Here is a 17,504-nt window from a genome sequence, read left to right on the forward strand (position 1 = left end):
GATTTCCATTCGCAGGTGGTTTCACGGACAATTCATCGCACATAGACTAATGTCATCGGTTTGGAAAGGAGTGAACCGCCTATGCAACGACACATGTGCAAAGGCAAAATTCACAGGGCGACAGTTACGCAGGCCGAACTGGATTACGTGGGGAGTATCACGATTGACGTTGCACTCATGGATGCGGCAGATATCAAGCCATATGAAATCGTGCAAATAACCAGTCTGCGTAATGCCACGCGCTGGAAAACATACGCGTTACCCGGAGCATCGGGAAGCGGAGTCATCTGTCTGAACGGCCCACCTGCCCATCTATTCTCGCCAGGAGATCTGGTCATCATTTTGAGTATGGGCATGTACGATGAATCCGAGATCGAACAGCTCGTTCCCAAGGTCGTGTTTGTGGACGAACAGAATCGCATCACGAAAATAGAGGAGCATCATCTGATAAAGAATGGAGAGACACTGCCATAAAACCGCCAAACGTAGGTAAATGGGGCAAGCATAAGCACATGGTCAAAGACGAATTTTTGCAGGAGTATTTGCCCAAAACCCGCGTGTACTCACCTAAAGAACTATGGGAGTATGCAGAAGCGTTTACACACGTGATGCTGAAGCCTTCGGGAGGCGGCGGTGGGGCAGGAATTATTCAAGTAACGGCACGAGGAGAAGAGAAGTATTTGGTTCATAGCGGGAGTCGTCGGCGTCTCGTGGACGGGAAGGATGCCACGATCCGATACGTGGAATCGCTGTTTCGCCCAAAAACATACCTGCTCCAGCCACGTATCCCACTCGGTAGAATCAACGGCAAGCCTTTTGATGTACGTGTCATGATCCAGCGCAGGAGCAATAAGGAGCCTTGGGTCATAACAGGGTGGTGTGCCAAGCTTGCAGGTCCGGGCTTTGTCGTGACAAATGTGGCTCGCAGCCGTGGAAAAGTTTTGCCCATTCGTACGGCAATCAAGCTGTCGAATATAGAAGCGGGCCCGAATCTTTTGAGTGATATCCGCATGGTAGCTGCGGCGGTAGCTAAACGATTGGGAAGAGCCTATCCGACACTCCGGGAGATCGGTTTGGATTTAGGGATTGATGTAGATGGCAAACCGTGGATTATTGAAGCCAACTTCCGACCTTCTCTTTCTCTCTTTCAAAAACTGGAGGATCAGTCCTTTTACAAACGAATTGTCTCCATGCGAAAACGATAAGAGGAAAGCCACTTGTCGATGTTTATACGGTAAGAGATGGGCAGGTGGTTTCCCTTGTTTTTTTACTTCTAACTATAGTGGGAAAAATGATAATGATCTTGCAATTGCAACTATGGCGTTGCTACTAGCTAAGGAACGCAAAAGTTGATAGAATGCCTCTCAATAAGGTGGGAGGTAATATACACGTCGATGATAACCTTGTCTAAGAAAGAAATGTTGCTGGTCAGTTTTATGCTGTTTTCGATGTTTTTTGGTGCGGGCAACCTTATTTTTCCACCCTATCTGGGTCAAGAGGCTGGTACCTATGTTTGGCTGTCGATTGCAGGCTTTGTATTATCTGCTGTCGGTCTTCCCATCCTTGGGGTGATTGCCATCGCAAAAGCAGGGAGCTTTTACCAATTGGCGAGTCGTGTTCATCCAAGCTTTGCTCTTATTTTTCCTATTTTGATTTATGTGTCGATTGGACCCGCACTTGCCATCCCGCGTGCAGGCAGTCTCGCGTATGAGATGGGAATGGGGCCGTTTTTGCCGGTACAAGCGGCTGAATCTACCTGGAGTCTTTTCCTCTACACGATCGTGTTTTTTGGCATTGTCTTTTGGTTCAGTCTGACTCCTTCCAAATTGATTGATCGCTTTGGGAAAATTCTGACTCCTGCACTGTTGACCATGATTGCATTGATCTACATCAAGAGCTTATTCACACCACTGGGTCCAACGGGGGTACCAGCAGGAAAATATGCCACCAATCCGGTTGTGCAAGGTTTTCTGGACGGGTATTTAACGATGGATGCTTTGGCTGCACTCGTATTTGGTATCGTGATCGCCAACACGCTGCGGAGCAAGGGAATCGAAGACAAAAAGCAACTGTCTGCGAATATGATCAAAGCAGGTCTCGGAGCAGGTATGTTGCTGACGTTCATCTATGTCATTTTGGGATTGCTGGGTTCATCCGGTGCCTCTTTAGGAAGGCCGGAGAATGGCGGTCTGCTTCTGACAGCAATCATGAGGCAGCTATTTGGGACAAGCGGTACGCTGATTCTTGGTGTCATCTTTACCGTTGCTTGCCTCTGTGTATCAATTGGACTCGTCACCTCTTGCAGCCAATACTTTCATGGGCGATTCAAAGGTTTGTCCTACAGAGGATGGGCGATCATTCTCTGTGTCTTGAGCATGGGAGTCGCAAACTTGGGACTATCCGAGATTTTAAGTGTATCTGTCCCTATTTTGGGTGCTATTTACCCAATTGCTATCGTGCTCATTTTGTTGGCGTTGCTAGAGCGCTGGATACCCGCGCATTCCTCTGTGTACATGACGACTGTCGCAGTTGTGACGGTTTTTGGTGTCGTGGATTTGATGAATCTTACGTTTTTTAATCAGAGCTGGAACGATATCTTGGGTTTCCTTCCGTTTTATAAGGAAGGCGCCGGTTGGATCATGCCAGCAATATTTGCTGGTTTTGTCGGTGTTCTGCTCGACTTTCGGAAAAGGACAAACCGCTCAGGAACAGGAACAACGGCTTCCACATCAAAATAAGGCAGCATGTAAGAGAGGGCTTCGTTTTTGCGAAGCTCTCTTGTTGTGGAAGAAGCATTTGTTACTTTTTTCGAGGTTCATTCGTATTAAAAGTGTTAAAGCCTAAGGAGCAGTTGAGGAGGTTCATTGAAGTGAAAGTAGCACCTGTTGCGGAAGGGGAGCGAATTCGGCAGCTAGATGGGATTAGAGGCTTTGCCCTCTTGGGAATCTTGCTGGTGAATATGCCGTCATTTTTGTATCCGATCATGTTCTTACCAGATGCAGGGATGGTCGATACCCATTCGGAAATGGATGGTTGGATACGGCTTTTATTTAATATGTTTGTACAGACGAAGTTTTACACCATCTTCTCGTTTTTATTTGGGGTAGGCTTTTTTCTGTTTATGCATCGCGCCGAGAGCAAACAGTTGCCTTATCAGAGCCTGTTTACTCGCAGATTATTGGTGCTGCTGATTGTGGGGATGGCACATCTTGTTTTCCTCTGGTATGGAGACATTCTTCATACGTACGCCCTAGCTGGTTTTCTTCTGTTGCTGTTTTACCACAGGCAAGAGAAGACGATCAAAAGATGGGCGTGGACGCTCTTGATCGGTGTGCAGGCCCTGTCTGCTCTGATGCTGACCGTTCCAGAGGAACTCGTTCCTGTGCCAGACCAATCACCACTCATTCAAAAAGCTATCGATGCTCATACCAATGGGTCGTTCATCGAGTGGTTACAATTCAGGGTTGCTTACCAAATTCCGGTAGTTTTCTCTTTTGAGTTGTTTGTTATCCTATCTGTTCTGCCTCTCTTTTTATTCGGATTTCTGGCTGCCAAGCGGGGTGTATTTGAGAGGACGGAAGAATTTATTCCGGCCATTCGCCGCGTATGGTGGCTGGCGCTGGGCTTGAGTGTTGTGCTTGTACCGATGATTCCGCTTGTTCAATTTGGCATCGTAAAATTTCCAGCCTCGATCTCGATCGCCGTTCAGACATTTGTTACCTGGAGCGGTCTTAGTCTGTGCGCTTTTTACATCACGTCACTACTGCTTCTTTATCGGAAAGAGAGCGGCAAGCGTATGCTGAAGCATTTGGAACCGGTCGGCAGAATGGCGTTAAGCAACTATTTGAGCCAAACGATCATCGCTGTAGTGGTGGTGCGTGTTGGACATTTGTACGGAACGCCTGGGCTAGCTCTCGGATTGGTGTTTAGCTTGGTGATCTTCACTGCGCAAATCTTCGTTAGTCGCTGGTGGCTCGCTTACTATCAGTTTGGTCCGGCAGAATGGCTTTGGCGCTGTTTGACATACGGCAAATTTGTACCAATGAAACGAAAAGGAGGATCTCATGCGATTTGACACTCTCATGACAATTGCTGTCGTGCTTATGCTGACGTCCTGTTATTTTTATTTGTGGAATAGGCTTCGCTCGAAAACGTCCAGTTAATCTGGGCGTTTTTTTATCCTTCAGCATCAGGGCAGGACTTAGGATAAAAGTGGCATGATTGGGGCAAAATTTTCCTATCTCACATAGCCGAGTAACAAGCAGCAGCGCTCTGACAGTAGGAAGGAGAAAGAGGATGGCTGGCAACTGGATTCCGTTTTTAATCGGCTCCTTTGTAGGATCGATGGCTGCACTCATCGTGGTGGGACTGCTTTTGATCTGTCTTTTTCGACCTCTCACCCAGTGGGTACTCGCCAGGTTCATGAAGCGCCTTATGTCAGACCGCTATCCGGAAAATATTTTTGAGATGGTCTCCGCAATGACCAAAGTCAGTCCACGCTACGTTTTGGAGAACAGCTTGCGTGCAACTACTGGACAAGCCATCGAACGTCCTTTCGGAAGTCCGCGCAAGTTCTTGAACTTTGATAGCCTGATTTTTTCTCCTGCACAGCTGGCCGTGCTGCCTTCGAGCGAGGATACAGAAGTGGATATGCAAATCACGATTGGACCCATGGCAAAAAAGCCGTTAACCTTGGACATACCGCTCATGGTAGGCGCGATGGGGTACGGTATCGGTGTGAGTGAAGATGTAAAAATCGCGTTGGCAAAAGGTACGGCTGCAGTAGGGACTTTGACGAATACAGGGGAAGGTCCGTTATTACCGGAAGAAAGGAAATTCGCCAAGCATCTGATGATCCAATACAACTCGGGAAAGTGGGGGAAAGAGCCGGAAATTTTGCGACAGGCGGACGCCATCGAAATCCATTTTGGGCAGGGGGCGACTGCAGCTGCCGCGAGTTTTATCCCCGCTGAATATATCCAGGGAAGAGCTGCTGAAATCATGGGTGTTCAGGATGAAGAAATGATCGTCATTCCTTCGCGGCATCCGGAAGTATCGAAGCCGGAGGATCTCAAGAAGCTCGTTGACAATTTGCGAACAATAACAGATGGTGTACCGATTGGCGTCAAAATCTGTGCGAGTGCCATTCTTGAAAAAGACCTGGAGATCGCGATCCGAGCCGGTGTAGATTTTATTAGTATCGATGGCGGACAAGCGGGGACAAAAGGAGGACCTCCCATCCTGGAGGATGATTTCGGTTTGCCGACGATTTATGCCCTGACCCGGGCGGTGCGCTATTTGAAGAAAAAAGGTGTGAAAGACCGAATTACCTTATTGTCTGGGGGCGGATATAACACCCCGGGTGAGTGCCTGAAAGCAATTGCTTTGGGAGCAGACGGCATATTTATGGGGACAGCAGTTTTGTGGGCGATGACTCATGATCAGGTGACAAAAGCAATACCGTGGGAACCGCCGACTGAACTGGTCACCTATCCAGGGAGCTTGAAAAACAAATTCGACCCCGATTCAGCCACGAAATACTTGGCTAACTTTTTCCTCTCGTTTGTGGATGAGATGGAAATAGCCATCCTCGCGCTGGGGAAAACATCTATTCGTGAAGTTACGGCTGCGGATATGGTCTCACTCGATGAGATGACGAGCAAAGTGACGAAAGTACCCCTTGCCTATCATTCATCCTCTTCCAGTTAGACAGCTTGATGATGTACGAATGGGAGGGATTCGGATCGAACAGAGGATCATCCAAATCAAATCGGCTGGACAGTATAACGGATGGACCATGACGCAGACGTGGGAGCATCTTCTTTTTTTACATTGGGCGATTTCCCCAACATCTATCAAAGCGCTGATACCAGCCGGACTTGAGCTCGATACTTACGATGGCAAGGCATGGATCAGCATTATCCCGTTTTTGCTGAGTGGCGTGCGCTTGCGTCGGATGCCATCCGTACCATTCACGACGACTTTCCCTGAAATCAATGTGCGGACGTATGTGAAGGCAAAAGGGAAGACGGGTGTGTATTTTCTTTCGCTGGATACGTCAAATCCGCTAGTAATCAAGATTGCGAGATTTTGGTACCGACTGCCTTATTATTCGGCCCAAATGGCTTTTCATCGCCAAGGGGATCGGATCGATTTTACCTCTCGACGTCTATCTGGTCTACCTCAGTCTCCCTGGTTCGAAGGCAGCTATCAGCCTCACGCTGACAGATTTTTCGCCAAAGAGGGAACGCTGATGCATTGGCTGACAGAGCGATACACGCTCTTTTGCACGTGTAACAGAACGAAGCAAATTATGTATGCAGACGTGGTGCATGAGCCGTGGCAGCTACAGGAGACAGCCTTTCATATTCGTGAAAACTCGATGACCGCAAACCTGTCAATTCCACTCACGGATTCTCCGCATCTAGCACTGTATTCACGTGGGGTACAAAGTCTGGTTTGGCCGATTCGCAGTTTAGCGGATCTATCTTCGGATCAGGGAGGTTATTCGTGACTGATACCTGTCCAAAGGGTATCAGTCTTTTTCGATTTGAGGCTTGCCAGACTGACTTTTGGTCGGTAAGATGGGAGGTAGCACTTTTTTTCGTAAAACAGGAAGGATCTGGTATTTGATTATGGCTCGAAAAGAACGAATTGGTGAGTTGGATCTGATCCGGGCCTTTGCATTCTTGGCTGTGGTTTATCAGCATGTCATTGGTGTGTATATCCGTGAGCCGGGACTGACAGAGCAGGTGTCGATCGTCTACGGAATGTTGTTTCATTTGCTAAAATTCGCGGTACCAGCATTCATTTTCATCACGGGTCTTGTTTTGTTTTACAACTACGCCGAAAAAGTAAACTATATTTCCTTCACGCGTAAGCGGATAACGGAGATTTTGGTTCCGTATGGAATTTGGTCAGTGGTGTATCTTTACTTGATGGAGAGACCCTTGGGTGAGGGAGCGGCGTTCGTCTGGAATATATGCAAAAATTTCCTGACAGGGACATCCTCGTATCATCTGTGGTTCGTCGTGATGATTTTTCAGTTTTATCTTTTGTATCCGTTTTGGCAAAGAGTATTTGAACTTTTTCGCAGATTCGTGACAAGTCGCTTGCGTCTTGTTATCGCTCTTGGTGTGACTGGATTGGTTTATGGGGCCCTGATGTGGTTTTCAGCGCGGTACATTCCGGCGCACGGTTTCCGTTTCGATATGAATGGACTTGATACGTACTTCATCAAATACCGCGATCGAAATGCATTCTATTATTTCTATTACTTTTTGTTCGGTGGCCTGGTCGCCTTCACGCTGCCTGCATTTCGTGCCATCCTGAAAAGATACTGGCAATGGATCATCGTTTCAGTTGGTGCCCTGTATGCAGTCATTGGTTATGAACTTTTCCGTGATTCAGGGCAAGGCCAGATCAATTTAAACGTCGCGACATCCTTGAAACCGTCCATGTTCCTCTATACAATGGCTTGCTTATTGGCTGTGTACGCTCTTTGCCTATGGATGAGCAAAAAGCAGTCAAAATGGACACATTGGCTAGGACTCCTTGGGAAGTATTCGTATGGAGCTTATTTAATTCATGCGCTAATTTTGACTTACTTGATGAAGGTTTTACGCGAGCTTCAGCTTTTTCACATGGGCGTGTGGGGAAGTATGGCAGCATTCGTTTTGTGCTCTATTCTTTCTTTTGCCATATCATATGGGCTGGGAAAACTGCCGTTTGGTTCCTGGCTGGTGGGGGCAGCAGAGAAAAAGACAAAAAAGATTCCGTCCTCTCAAAAAGAATGGCAAAACGCAGGTTAATCGAAAGCAGCTTGGCCAGATGAAGAGAATAGTAGGAGGATGAAGGGAGAAGCGAGTCATCATGCTGTTTGCTTACATTCAGTTAGCCTTGGCTATGGCCCTGGTAGGAAGCAACATCTCCATCGGAAAAGAAATTGTTTCCCATGTTCCTGTGTTTTTGTTTTCGGAGCTGCGCTTTTTGCTTGCGATCATCATCCTATTGCCGCTGCTGGCTATGCGTGGAGAATGGAAAACGTCCTGGAGCCGTGAGGAAGGCAAGGTGTTATTCTGGCAGTCGTTTTTTGGCGTGTTGCTGTTTAGTATTTGCATGCTGTACGGCGTTCAATGGACGACTGCTACTGCAGCCGGTATCATTACGAGTACGGTACCAGCCTGCATCGCTTTGTTTTCGTTTTGGATTCTCAAGGAAAAATTACACGCCAACAGCTTAGTGGCGATCGGTTTTTCAGTAGGCGGCATCGGGTTCATTACGTTCACAGGAAGCGGAGGGGAGCAAAACTGGGTAAGCATGCTTGGCAATTTGCTCGTATTTTTTGCAGTCGTCAGCGAAGCGCTCTTCACGATTTTCGCCAAAAGACTTTCTGGGAAAATTACACCTTTTCAAATGACGGCTGCGATTAATGTCATCAGCTTTGTCTTGTTTCTTCCGTTTGCGATCTGGGAAAGCTTGCGGTTTGATTGGAGTGCCGTACCTGCAAATGTATGGTGGCTTCTTGTGTACTATGCGTTTACGGCCAGCGTCTTATCCTTTTTTCTCTGGTACAAAGGAGTGGAGAAGGTGGAGGCTTCCAAAGCGGGCTTGTTCACCGGTATGATGCCGATAAGTGCTGCTCTCGTGGCTGTCTTTTTCTTGAACGAAGCATTTACTTGGATGCACGGAGTGGGGATGCTCCTGGTGCTAGCTTCCATTTTTATCGGTACACAGCAGCCTCGTCGTATACGTTCGTCAGTTGAAAGCTAATAGAAATAGCATGATGGAAAGATCTCGGAAACCCTCGCATTTATACTTTTTGGGTATCCGAGTCTTTTTTTTGAAAGAAAACGAAAAGCGCCCTGACACGAGGTCAAGACGCTTTCGCAATAGAGCTAGTTACATTTATTTGGTCAATGCATTTTCCAAATCTTTTACACCGCTGTAGACTAATTCGAACAAGTCCGCAATGTTTTCTTCTTCAATGCAAGAGAATGCAATGCGCAAATCGGTTTGACCGAGAGCGATTGTACCGACGCCGTACTGTTCCAGCAAATGCTGGCGCAATGTTTCTGCTTCAACAGTCTTTAGCTTGAGGCACATGAAGTAGCCAGAGTTGAATGGATAGTAGGTCCACACGTCATCGTATTTACCGCTGTCGAGCACTTCCTTGGTGCGGTTGGCGCGGCCTTTCATGATATCGAATTTCTCCTGCTTCTGTGCTTTGTACTCCGGAGCAGTGATTGCTTGCAGGACAAACGTTTGGGAAGGATGGGATCCGCTGGAAAGAGTCGCGCGGATGATTCCCATTGTCTTCTGCTCCAAAGCGCTGAGCAAGTCGCTGGATGGAGATGCATACGTAATGAAGCCAACACGGAAGCCCCATACGTAATCCTCTTTGGTAGCCCCATCTACTTTTACAGGCAGAATACGCGGGTGAACGTCACACAGGCTAGCGAAGAGAGATTCGTGCATGGAATCCTCAAAGAACAAGCCGAAGTACGCGTCATCTGTCACCGCAACAATGTTGATTCCCGCTTCAGCGCCTTCTTTGAGTGCAGCGACGATTTGTTTTCCTTCCTCTGGACCTGGTGTATAGCCAGTTGGGTTATTCGGGAAGTTGAGTACGACGATGGCTTTCCCTTTGTCTTTTTGCGCGAGAATCGCATCACGCAAAGCAGCAGCATTAAACTTCATCTCGTCGTTATACAATGGGTAGTAGACCATTTCCGCACCACGGCGGATCGAAAAAGTGAGCTCGTAGTTTTCCCAGTTTTTGTCCGGGATGATGACACTGTCGCCGCTGTCAGCGAACAAGTCAGACACGATGCTCAGTCCATGCGTCAATGCGTTTGTAACGATTGGGTTACTAAACGTATGATTAGCCAGTGCAGGCTGTTCCTCGATCATTTTTTTACGCCATGCTGCACGCAGCTCAGGCTTTCCTGCTGGGGGTGCATATTCGTAAATGTCTTTTGGCTGGTAAGCAGACAGGTTATCCTGGATGACCTTAAGATGCATCGGTTGACCGTTTTCCAGTGCAATCCCGATGGTTGCGTTGTACTTTTTCGCTTTTGCTTTCGCTTCTGCCGACTGGCTGAGAATCCCCTCTTTTGGGAAATAAATCAGCTTGGCGATATTGGAAAGCATTTCATACACGTGCGGGTTTTCCCGTTGGATGGTTTCGTTCAGCGTTGATGCCAATGAATGCATGGTAGCCTCCCTCTTCATTTACAAACATCTTTCTTTACCAATAAAGATAGCGTATCTACATGTATTTGTCACCCTTGCCCAGCGGGATATTTCAGATTTTACGAGGTTTCTTTTGACAGCGAGGACTTGATTTGCTACCTTGAAATCGAAAACTGAGTGAATGCGGGAGGGAGAAGAAAATGGCTGAACGCATGATCGTTCGCCTGGGGGACCCTGTCTTGCGTGAAACTTCAAAAAGAGTACCATCCATTACTCCACAGGTTGAAAAGATTTTGGATGATATGGCCCAAACGATTTACGCGGCGAAAGGTCGAGCAGGTTTGTCTGCGATCCAGATTGGCATCCCGAAGCGTTTAGTTGTGATGGATTGCGGTAGCGGCTTGATTGAACTGATCAATCCGGTGTTGATTGAAAAATCAGGTGAGCAGGTAGGGGAAGAAGCTTGTCTTTCGATACCGGGTGTTTTTGGAATCGTTCGTCGGGCGAATTATGTCAAAGTTCAGACGTTGAACCGCCAAGGAGAAACAAAGACAATCGAAGCCGAAGAATTCCTTGCTCGGTGTATTCAGCACGAGATGGACCATTTGGAAGGAATATTGTTTATTGATCATACGGAAGAGCTCTACTATGTAAAAACAGGAAAGAAATTGAATCGCAAGGATCTGCATCGTATACAGATTGCAAGTGGAAAAAAATGGTGGAAATAAACGGAGCATAAACAGCAAGGAGATTAACTCATGAAGCGTTGGAGTATTATGGTAACAGGCTTTGGAACAGTAGGACAGCAGGTAGCCAGACTGCTGGAGCAGAGACGGGAGCGGTACCGCGAGCTATATCAAGCGGATGTCAGACTCGTGGGAATCGTTCGTTCGGCTTCCGGCCTCTATGATGAGAACGGAATCGATTCAGGAATATGGGAAGACTATGCTCATACAAAACAAGCATGGGACCCATCATGGGACGCGCTGGAATTTATCAAGTCAGCTCAAGCGGATGTGCTCATCGAGGCTGGTCCATCTGAAAAAGAGGGAGGACCCGGTCTGACTTATATTCGTTATGCATTGGAGAATGCCATGCATGCGATCGCGATTTCAAAAGGCGCGCTTGTTGTCGATTATGCTGGCTTAGCCGCTTTAGCCAAAAAACATGGCGTCGCGTTGAAAGTGAGTGGAGCAACAGCAGCAGCTCTGCCGACGATCGATCTTTTGCAGTATAATCTGGCAGGCTGTGAAGTAAAACGAGTCGAAGGCATTTTTACAGGAACGACTAACTTCGTGCTCACAAAAATGATGGAAGAGGGGCTCAGCTGTGTGGAAACTGTCGAGTTGGCTCAGAAGATGGGGATTGCCGAGCCAGACCCTTCTTACGATATCGATGGTTGGGATACAGCTTCGAAGCTTACGATCTTGGCAAACGCCGCTTTTGGCGCGCAAGTAAAACTGCTCGATGTCGCACGCGCAAGTATTCGCGAAATAACCTCGTTACAAATCGAGACGTGGAAAAAGCATTCGAAGATTCCCAAGCTGATCGGAACCATCCAAAAGGAAGCGAATGGCGCGGTTTCTGTCGCAGTTGAGCTTTGTGCAGTGGATCTTACCCACCCTTTTGCATCTGTATCAGGTACGACAAAAGCCATACGGGTAGTAACAGATGTCATGGGGGATTTATTGGTCGTTGGAGGAAAATCAGATCCTGTCGCGGCAGCAGCGGCTGCCTTGAAAGACCTTGAACATATCATTAGCAGATAGGTTCATTTGCATGTGCTTCCAGTGTTCCTTAGGAATGAGTCGTTTACAACAGCGAGCATAATAGAGATGCACCACCAATAACGGCGAGGGGGCCATACGGATGAATCAATCGTCTGATGTCAATGCCGAGCTGCAGCAAGTATCTGCTTACCCAACCAAGCAAGAAATGAATCAAAAGGACGTTGCTTTGTTAAATGAGCAGGAGGACAACTGCTGTACCCCCAAAAAGCAGGCGACAGAAGCGCAGCGGAAGTAACGTCTACACGAAAAAAGCCGGGTCTCGATTACGAGACACCGGCTTTTCGTTTATCTTGCAGTGTGTTCTATCCGATAAATTCTTGTACCCAGTAGCCATTTGTGAAGCCTACACCAATTTTTGTGAACGCAGGGTTCATAATATTTTGGCGGTGACCTTCACTGTTCATCCATTGTGTCATCACTTCTTGAGGACTGCGTTGACCCATGGCGATATTCTCACCTGCAGTCGAGTACTGGATGCCAAATTGCTTCATCATATCAAATGGCGAACCGTACGTTGGGCTGTTGTGGTCAAAATAGTTGTTTGCAGACATATCTTGTGCTTTTGCCAACGCTACTTTGGACAGTGCTGCGTCCATTTGAACAGGCTTGAGACCTGCTTTTGCACGTTCTTGGTTTACCAAATCCGCGACTTGTTTCGCAAAATCACCAGCTTTTGCTTGATCCGCTTGATTTACTGGAGCAGCAGGCTGAGTGACGTTATTGCTAGGTTGCGCTGGTGCAGCTTGAACTGGTGCTGGTTGAACCGGAGTTGGTTGTACCGGCTTTGCAGGTTGCATCGGCGTCATTGGCTGTTGTACTGGCATTGGTTGTCCAGGGGTAAAGCCTTGTTTTTGTTGATAGAAGTTCCAAAATGGTTGGGAATTTGGAGCTTTTTGGAATTGTGGCATATAATATTGGAACTGTCCGCCAGGAACAGGACAAGTAGAAGCAGCCGAAGCAGAAGTAGCGAAGCCTGTTAGAGCCAAGCCCAGACCAAGAGTCATCGCGATTGTAACAGAACCAAAACGTTTCATTAAACAAATCTCTCCTTTTTTTTGCCTACGAGGTTAGTTGTCGGATTCGGATTGAGGAAACAACCCTACGCCAGTTCGGCGATTCACCCCAATGTGGAATAGCTCATCCACAAAAAAGTCCCCCGCACTTCCTTTTCAGTAGGAAGTCTCGGCTTATTTCGTTTGGCATGAACAACGATATCAGACAATCCCAATCGAAATAAAGGAGTAATATATGGCAAATAGCTGGAAGCGTTGATACATTAGGCTCATTTCGCTTCGTTTGATTGTTCCTTCCATGCGGTTATGCCGCCTTCCAATGCATTTGCTTGAAAACCATGCTCACGTAGCAGAGCGGCAGCCTTTTGAGCTTTGTTACCTGTTGTACATACGGTAACGATCTGTACATTTTTCACAAGTTTTTCGGTTTCTTCATCGAACGGCTTGTCCTGTTCTTTCATAAGAAGATAGGGAACGTTACGAGTCGGTGCATTTTCATGAACGAGGCTGCCGGTTATAAATTTTTCGGCGTCGCGTACGTCCAATAAAAGTACGGGCACTTTCTGTTTGAGCATTTCTGATAATTGTATGGTTGTTAACGTATGATTTTGCAATGAAATCCCTCCCAATGTTATTGTAACAGAGAACAGCTTCGCCCAGAATAAGGGAGAACTGTTGCTTTTATTGGACAACCATGGTAGAATGAGGTTGCTACTTGAAAAATTGATACCTAACATTCATCGAGGTGTATGCTGATGGATAACATTTTTGAATCCCCGATTCACACTGGCGCGGTCATCGGAGCCGCAAGGATGGAAGAGAGGAAGGGCTTTCATTGTTTTAGGTTTTCAAAAGGTTTTGTTTTTAATCTTGCAGTTCCGTCCTATGACATTCGCATAGTTGCTGAGTAGGTAAATTTCACATATCATGAAGGCGTATCATAGCACATGATCTGGTATTTCTTCATGATATGTGAGCTTTATTTGCTTCGGTAAATATGACTAGCATATTCAAATTGAATTTTTGGAGGTTTTTTTAAATGCAAACGAACGGAACAGTAAAATGGTTTAACACAGAAAAAGGTTTCGGTTTCATTCAAGTAGAAGGCGGAGACGATGTATTCGTACACTTCAGCGCAATCCAAGGTGACGGTTTCAAAACTTTGGACGAAGGTCAAAAAGTTCAATTCAACATCGTTCAAGGCAACCGTGGCCCACAAGCTGAGAACGTAGTAAAACTGTAAGTCTCCTTTTAAAAGAAACTGTCCTTTCGAGGGCAGTTTCTTTTTGTCTTAGGACGTGGAAGCAAAAAGGCGTTGGGTTCGTCCCCAGCGCCTTTTCCTGCTTGCGAATGGATTAAAAAAGGAACTATGGCTTCCCACCATAATTCCTTATTCTCTTCCTACAAAATATTTAAATACAAGTGTCGATTTCGATCGTTTGGAATTGACTGTCAAGAACGGTAAGACCAACAACTTGACCGCCGCCGATAGAAGTACGGCCATAAGTGGTGAGAAGGACATTTCCGTTGTTTTCTGCAACGGTAAGGCGAACTTCATAGTGGTTGGATGCGGTGACCAGCGCATTGAAAGCAGTGCGAGTATTCGCTGGGATAAATTGCGTGATGTCAAGCAAGGTGCTAACTGGATTGGTTTGCGTAACTGCAGTACCCCAGCTCAATACTTGCACACGTACTTCTACATCTTCTGTGTTCAGATTGACCAGGTCAAGGTGAGCGGTGAGAGCAACAGAGAGGTTGTTTTGCAAAATACCAGTCGTTCTCACAGTATTTCGTTTTGGGCGTCTGTTGCTTCTTCTTTCATTACCGCCTTGATCGTCGTCGTATTCGATTTCAGACATCCATGTTCACTCCATTCTTGTGTAATCTAGTGGGACAATAATACGATATTGTTTCTTGTCTTGATTTGTAACGGCGAACGTAAGGGGACGAGTACCTATTTTTGATAGAGGATGGTGGGGGTTTTGGGAGAAACGCCTGTATGCAAACAACTAGACTATACGGCTCGCTTTGATTGGGGATATGAAGGGGTGGAACAGGTCGGGGCAGCTTCGGATATGATCGTCATTATCGATGTGCTCTCCTTCAGTACATGTGTCGATATCGTAACGGGACGCGGTGGTATCGTCTATCCTTATCAAGTAAAGGATGAGTCAGCTGTAGCATTCGCCAAACAAAAAGCAGCGCTGCTCGCTGGGAAACGTGGAGAACCAATCTCCCTTTCACCTGCTTGTCTGAAAACGATACCGCTGAGAAGTAGGTTGGTGTTACCCTCGCCAAATGGATCGACCTGCACCGTGTTGGCAAAGAAAACAGGGGCGAAGGTAATCGCTGCATGCATGCGAAATGCGCCATCTGTCGCCAGGTACATACAGCAGCAGAAAGGAACCGTAACGGTCATTGCTTGCGGTGAACGGTGGGGGAATGGAGCATTGCGACCCGCTATTGAGGATATGATAGCGGCAGGTGCATTGCTTCACGAATTGGAGGGATATCGATTGTCACCAGAGGCCGAAATAGCGGTGGCTGCCTTTCGATCGGCACAAGGTCATATTCCCGCTTACTTGCAGAAATGTGCTTCCGGCCAAGAACTGATCAGCATGGGGTACCCGGAAGATGTCGAACTTGCAGCACAATGGAATTGGAGCTGCACGGTTCCAGTCCTGAACAATGATTTTGCTTACGAAGCGATTTAATCTTTTCGCATAAAGAATCCCTCATTCGGTAACCATGGTTATGAACCATACATGAGAAAAACTGGACAGGGAGGATTCATATGGATGACAATAGCAAGTCCATCGACCAATCAGAAGAAAATATCCTGACAAATCGTCAAGGCCATCCGATCACAGACAACCAGAACTTGCGGACAGTTGGAAATCGCGGACCAACCGTTCTGGAGAATTACGACTTTCTTGAAAAAATCACACATTTTGATCGGGAGAAAACACCTGAGCGTGTCGTGCATAGCCGTGGTGCAGGAGCACATGGCTATTTTGAAGCGTATGGAACCGTAGGGAATGAGCCGATTTCTACGTACACGAGGGCAAAGCTGTTTTCGGAGCGAGGGAAAAAAACGCCTGTGTTTGTGCGGTTTTCTACGGTTATTCATGGGACACATTCGCCCGAGACATTGCGCGATCCACGTGGATTTGCCGTGAAGTTTTATACAGAGGACGGGAACTGGGATCTGGTTGGCAACAACCTTAAAGTTTTTTTTATTCGAGATGCGATGAAGTTTCCTGATCTTGTCCATGCGTTCAAGCCTGATCCAGTGACAAACATTCAAGATGTGGAACGGATCTTTGACTTCATCTCGAACACGCCAGAGGCCATGCATATGATTACGTTTTTGTTCTCCCCGTGGGGAATACCAGCGAACTATCGGCAAATGCAAGGCTCTGGCGTAAACACGTACAAGTGGGTAAACCACGAAGGAAAAGCGGTCCTGGTCAAATACCATTGGCAGCCGTTAGCGCAAGGGATTAAGAATTTGACACAAAAACAGGCGGAAGAGATCCAAGGGAAAAACTTCAATCATGCCACGCAGGACTTGTATGAAGCGATTGAGCGAGGAGAATATCCGGAGTGGGAAATGTGCGTCCAGATCATGAGTGATGACGATCATCCTGAGCTCGATTTTGATCCGCTTGATCCAACGAAAATATGGCCCGAAGATCAGTTCCCGTTTCTTCCTGTAGGCAAAATGGTTTTGAACAAAAACCCGGATAACTATTTTGCTGAGGTCGAGCAAGCAGCTTTTGGGACAGGTGTTTTAGTGGATGGACTTGATTTTTCTGATGACAAGCTACTGCAAGGAAGGACCTTTTCCTACTCCGATACGCAACGTTATCGGGTTGGCGCGAACTATTTGCAGCTTCCGATTAACGCTCCCAAAAAGCATGTAGCTACCAACCAGGAAGGTGGTCAAATGCTGTATCAAGTCGATCGGACGCAGCGGCATATTAACTATGAGCCATCAACGATTGGCGGATTGCAGGAAGCCAAGCAAGCAGCTCCTGATCATCAGCCAGAAGTGGAAGGGAAGGTCGTTCGTCAAAAGATTGATCGCACCAACGATTTCAAACAGGCGGGAGAACGTTATCGAATCATGGAAGACTGGGAAAGAGAAGACCTCATTGCCAATCTGACGGATGCACTCCTCTCCTGTGATCCTCGTATTCAAGAGAAAATGCTTGGCTACTTCTCGCAATGTGACGAAGAGTACGGCGAGCGTTTGAAAGCAGGAATCGCACAGGGCAATGGCGGAAACAGCAAGGAGATGGGCGGACCGATGGGCGCAACGAATCCCGGAGCGGCTGTCAAGGAAGCCGAACAGAAGTCTCGTCCGTCCAAGCCTTACTGATGACCCCGGTGAACAATCAAGATTGAATGAACAGCGGAGCTTTGCCGAATCCATGGTAAAGCTCTTTTTTGTATCCGGTTGCATTTTTACCTAACAATCAGTAGGCTAAAACGTATGGGATCG

Annotated in this window: 18 protein-coding genes and 1 riboswitch; of the genes, 14 read left to right on the forward strand and 4 right to left on the reverse strand. The window is 47.1% G+C overall.

What is annotated here, in order from left to right:
* The first annotated feature begins 81 nt into the window (after window positions 1-81).
* The 8 genes from panD to EL268_RS14270 all read left to right on the forward strand — a co-directional run bounded on the left by panD (window position 82) and on the right by EL268_RS14270 (window position 8,772).
* Entirely contained in the window at window positions 82-474 is a 393-nt protein-coding gene (gene panD, locus EL268_RS14235) for an aspartate 1-decarboxylase (protein WP_106655425.1), read from the forward strand.
* A 38-nt stretch (window positions 475-512) separates the two neighbouring features.
* Window positions 513-1,205 (forward strand): YheC/YheD family protein, encoded by a 693-nt coding sequence (locus tag EL268_RS14240; RefSeq protein WP_106655424.1) that lies wholly within the window; start codon window positions 513-515, stop codon window positions 1,203-1,205.
* Between the two features lie 189 nt (window positions 1,206-1,394).
* Window positions 1,395-2,738, forward strand: coding sequence for a branched-chain amino acid transport system II carrier protein (brnQ, locus tag EL268_RS14245; protein WP_106655423.1), 1,344 nt, complete (start codon window positions 1,395-1,397; stop codon window positions 2,736-2,738).
* Between the two features lie 131 nt (window positions 2,739-2,869).
* Window positions 2,870-4,075 (forward strand): DUF418 domain-containing protein, encoded by a 1,206-nt coding sequence (locus EL268_RS14250; RefSeq protein WP_106655422.1) that lies wholly within the window; start codon window positions 2,870-2,872, stop codon window positions 4,073-4,075.
* Window positions 4,076-4,296: 221 nt separating this feature from the next.
* Window positions 4,297-5,709, forward strand: a complete 1,413-nt coding sequence (locus EL268_RS14255) for an FMN-binding glutamate synthase family protein (protein ID WP_106655421.1) — start codon at window positions 4,297-4,299, stop codon at window positions 5,707-5,709.
* A 19-nt stretch (window positions 5,710-5,728) separates the two neighbouring features.
* Complete coding sequence (locus EL268_RS14260; protein WP_106655420.1) at window positions 5,729-6,514, forward strand: YqjF family protein; 786 nt, start codon at window positions 5,729-5,731, stop codon at window positions 6,512-6,514.
* Between the two features lie 121 nt (window positions 6,515-6,635).
* On the forward strand, window positions 6,636-7,811 hold the full coding sequence (locus tag EL268_RS14265) for an acyltransferase (RefSeq protein WP_106655490.1): 1,176 nt from the start codon (window positions 6,636-6,638) through the stop codon (window positions 7,809-7,811).
* 61 nt (window positions 7,812-7,872) lie between these two features.
* Window positions 7,873-8,772 carry a DMT family transporter gene (locus EL268_RS14270; protein WP_106655419.1) on the forward strand — a complete coding sequence of 300 codons (900 nt, stop codon included), beginning with the start codon at window positions 7,873-7,875 and terminating at the stop codon, window positions 8,770-8,772.
* Window positions 8,773-8,907: 135 nt separating this feature from the next.
* Here the strand turns inward: EL268_RS14270 and EL268_RS14275 are convergent, their stop codons facing one another.
* The gene (locus tag EL268_RS14275; protein ID WP_106655418.1) at window positions 8,908-10,215 is read right to left on the reverse strand and encodes an aminotransferase class I/II-fold pyridoxal phosphate-dependent enzyme; all 1,308 of its coding nucleotides are present in this window, start codon (window positions 10,213-10,215) and stop codon (window positions 8,908-8,910) included.
* Between the two features lie 179 nt (window positions 10,216-10,394).
* Here EL268_RS14275 and def point away from each other — a divergent pair, with 179 nt between their 5' ends.
* The 3 genes from def to EL268_RS32805 all read left to right on the forward strand — a co-directional run bounded on the left by def (window position 10,395) and on the right by EL268_RS32805 (window position 12,219).
* Complete coding sequence (gene def, locus EL268_RS14280) at window positions 10,395-10,922, forward strand: peptide deformylase (RefSeq protein ID WP_106655417.1); 528 nt, start codon at window positions 10,395-10,397, stop codon at window positions 10,920-10,922.
* Window positions 10,923-10,952: 30 nt separating this feature from the next.
* A complete protein-coding gene (locus EL268_RS14285; protein ID WP_106655416.1) occupies window positions 10,953-11,963 on the forward strand; it encodes a homoserine dehydrogenase in 1,011 nt (336 codons plus the stop codon).
* Window positions 11,964-12,063: 100 nt separating this feature from the next.
* A complete protein-coding gene (locus EL268_RS32805) occupies window positions 12,064-12,219 on the forward strand; it encodes a hypothetical protein (protein WP_164724479.1) in 156 nt (51 codons plus the stop codon).
* A 67-nt stretch (window positions 12,220-12,286) separates the two neighbouring features.
* Here the strand turns inward: EL268_RS32805 and EL268_RS14290 are convergent, their stop codons facing one another.
* Complete coding sequence (locus tag EL268_RS14290) at window positions 12,287-13,018, reverse strand: CAP domain-containing protein (protein ID WP_106655415.1); 732 nt, start codon at window positions 13,016-13,018, stop codon at window positions 12,287-12,289.
* Window positions 13,019-13,025: 7 nt separating this feature from the next.
* A riboswitch (cyclic di-AMP (ydaO/yuaA leader) is annotated at window positions 13,026-13,182 on the reverse strand.
* An 84-nt stretch (window positions 13,183-13,266) separates the two neighbouring features.
* A complete protein-coding gene (locus EL268_RS14295; protein ID WP_232030443.1) occupies window positions 13,267-13,611 on the reverse strand; it encodes a rhodanese-like domain-containing protein in 345 nt (114 codons plus the stop codon).
* A 425-nt stretch (window positions 13,612-14,036) separates the two neighbouring features.
* On the opposite strand from EL268_RS14295, the gene EL268_RS14300 reads away from it, so the two are divergent.
* Window positions 14,037-14,240, forward strand: coding sequence for a cold-shock protein (locus EL268_RS14300; RefSeq protein ID WP_106655414.1), 204 nt, complete (start codon window positions 14,037-14,039; stop codon window positions 14,238-14,240).
* Between the two features lie 169 nt (window positions 14,241-14,409).
* Here the strand turns inward: EL268_RS14300 and EL268_RS14305 are convergent, their stop codons facing one another.
* A complete protein-coding gene (locus EL268_RS14305) occupies window positions 14,410-14,856 on the reverse strand; it encodes a hypothetical protein (RefSeq protein ID WP_106655413.1) in 447 nt (148 codons plus the stop codon).
* A gap of 114 nt (window positions 14,857-14,970) precedes the next feature.
* Here EL268_RS14305 and EL268_RS14310 point away from each other — a divergent pair, with 114 nt between their 5' ends.
* Complete coding sequence (locus EL268_RS14310) at window positions 14,971-15,711, forward strand: 2-phosphosulfolactate phosphatase (protein ID WP_232030552.1); 741 nt, start codon at window positions 14,971-14,973, stop codon at window positions 15,709-15,711.
* 80 nt (window positions 15,712-15,791) lie between these two features.
* Complete coding sequence (locus EL268_RS14315) at window positions 15,792-17,381, forward strand: catalase (RefSeq protein WP_106655411.1); 1,590 nt, start codon at window positions 15,792-15,794, stop codon at window positions 17,379-17,381.
* Window positions 17,382-17,504: the final 123 nt, after the last annotated feature.

It is taken from the genome of Brevibacillus brevis, from assembly GCF_900637055.1.
Taxonomy (GTDB): domain Bacteria; phylum Bacillota; class Bacilli; order Brevibacillales; family Brevibacillaceae; genus Brevibacillus; species Brevibacillus brevis.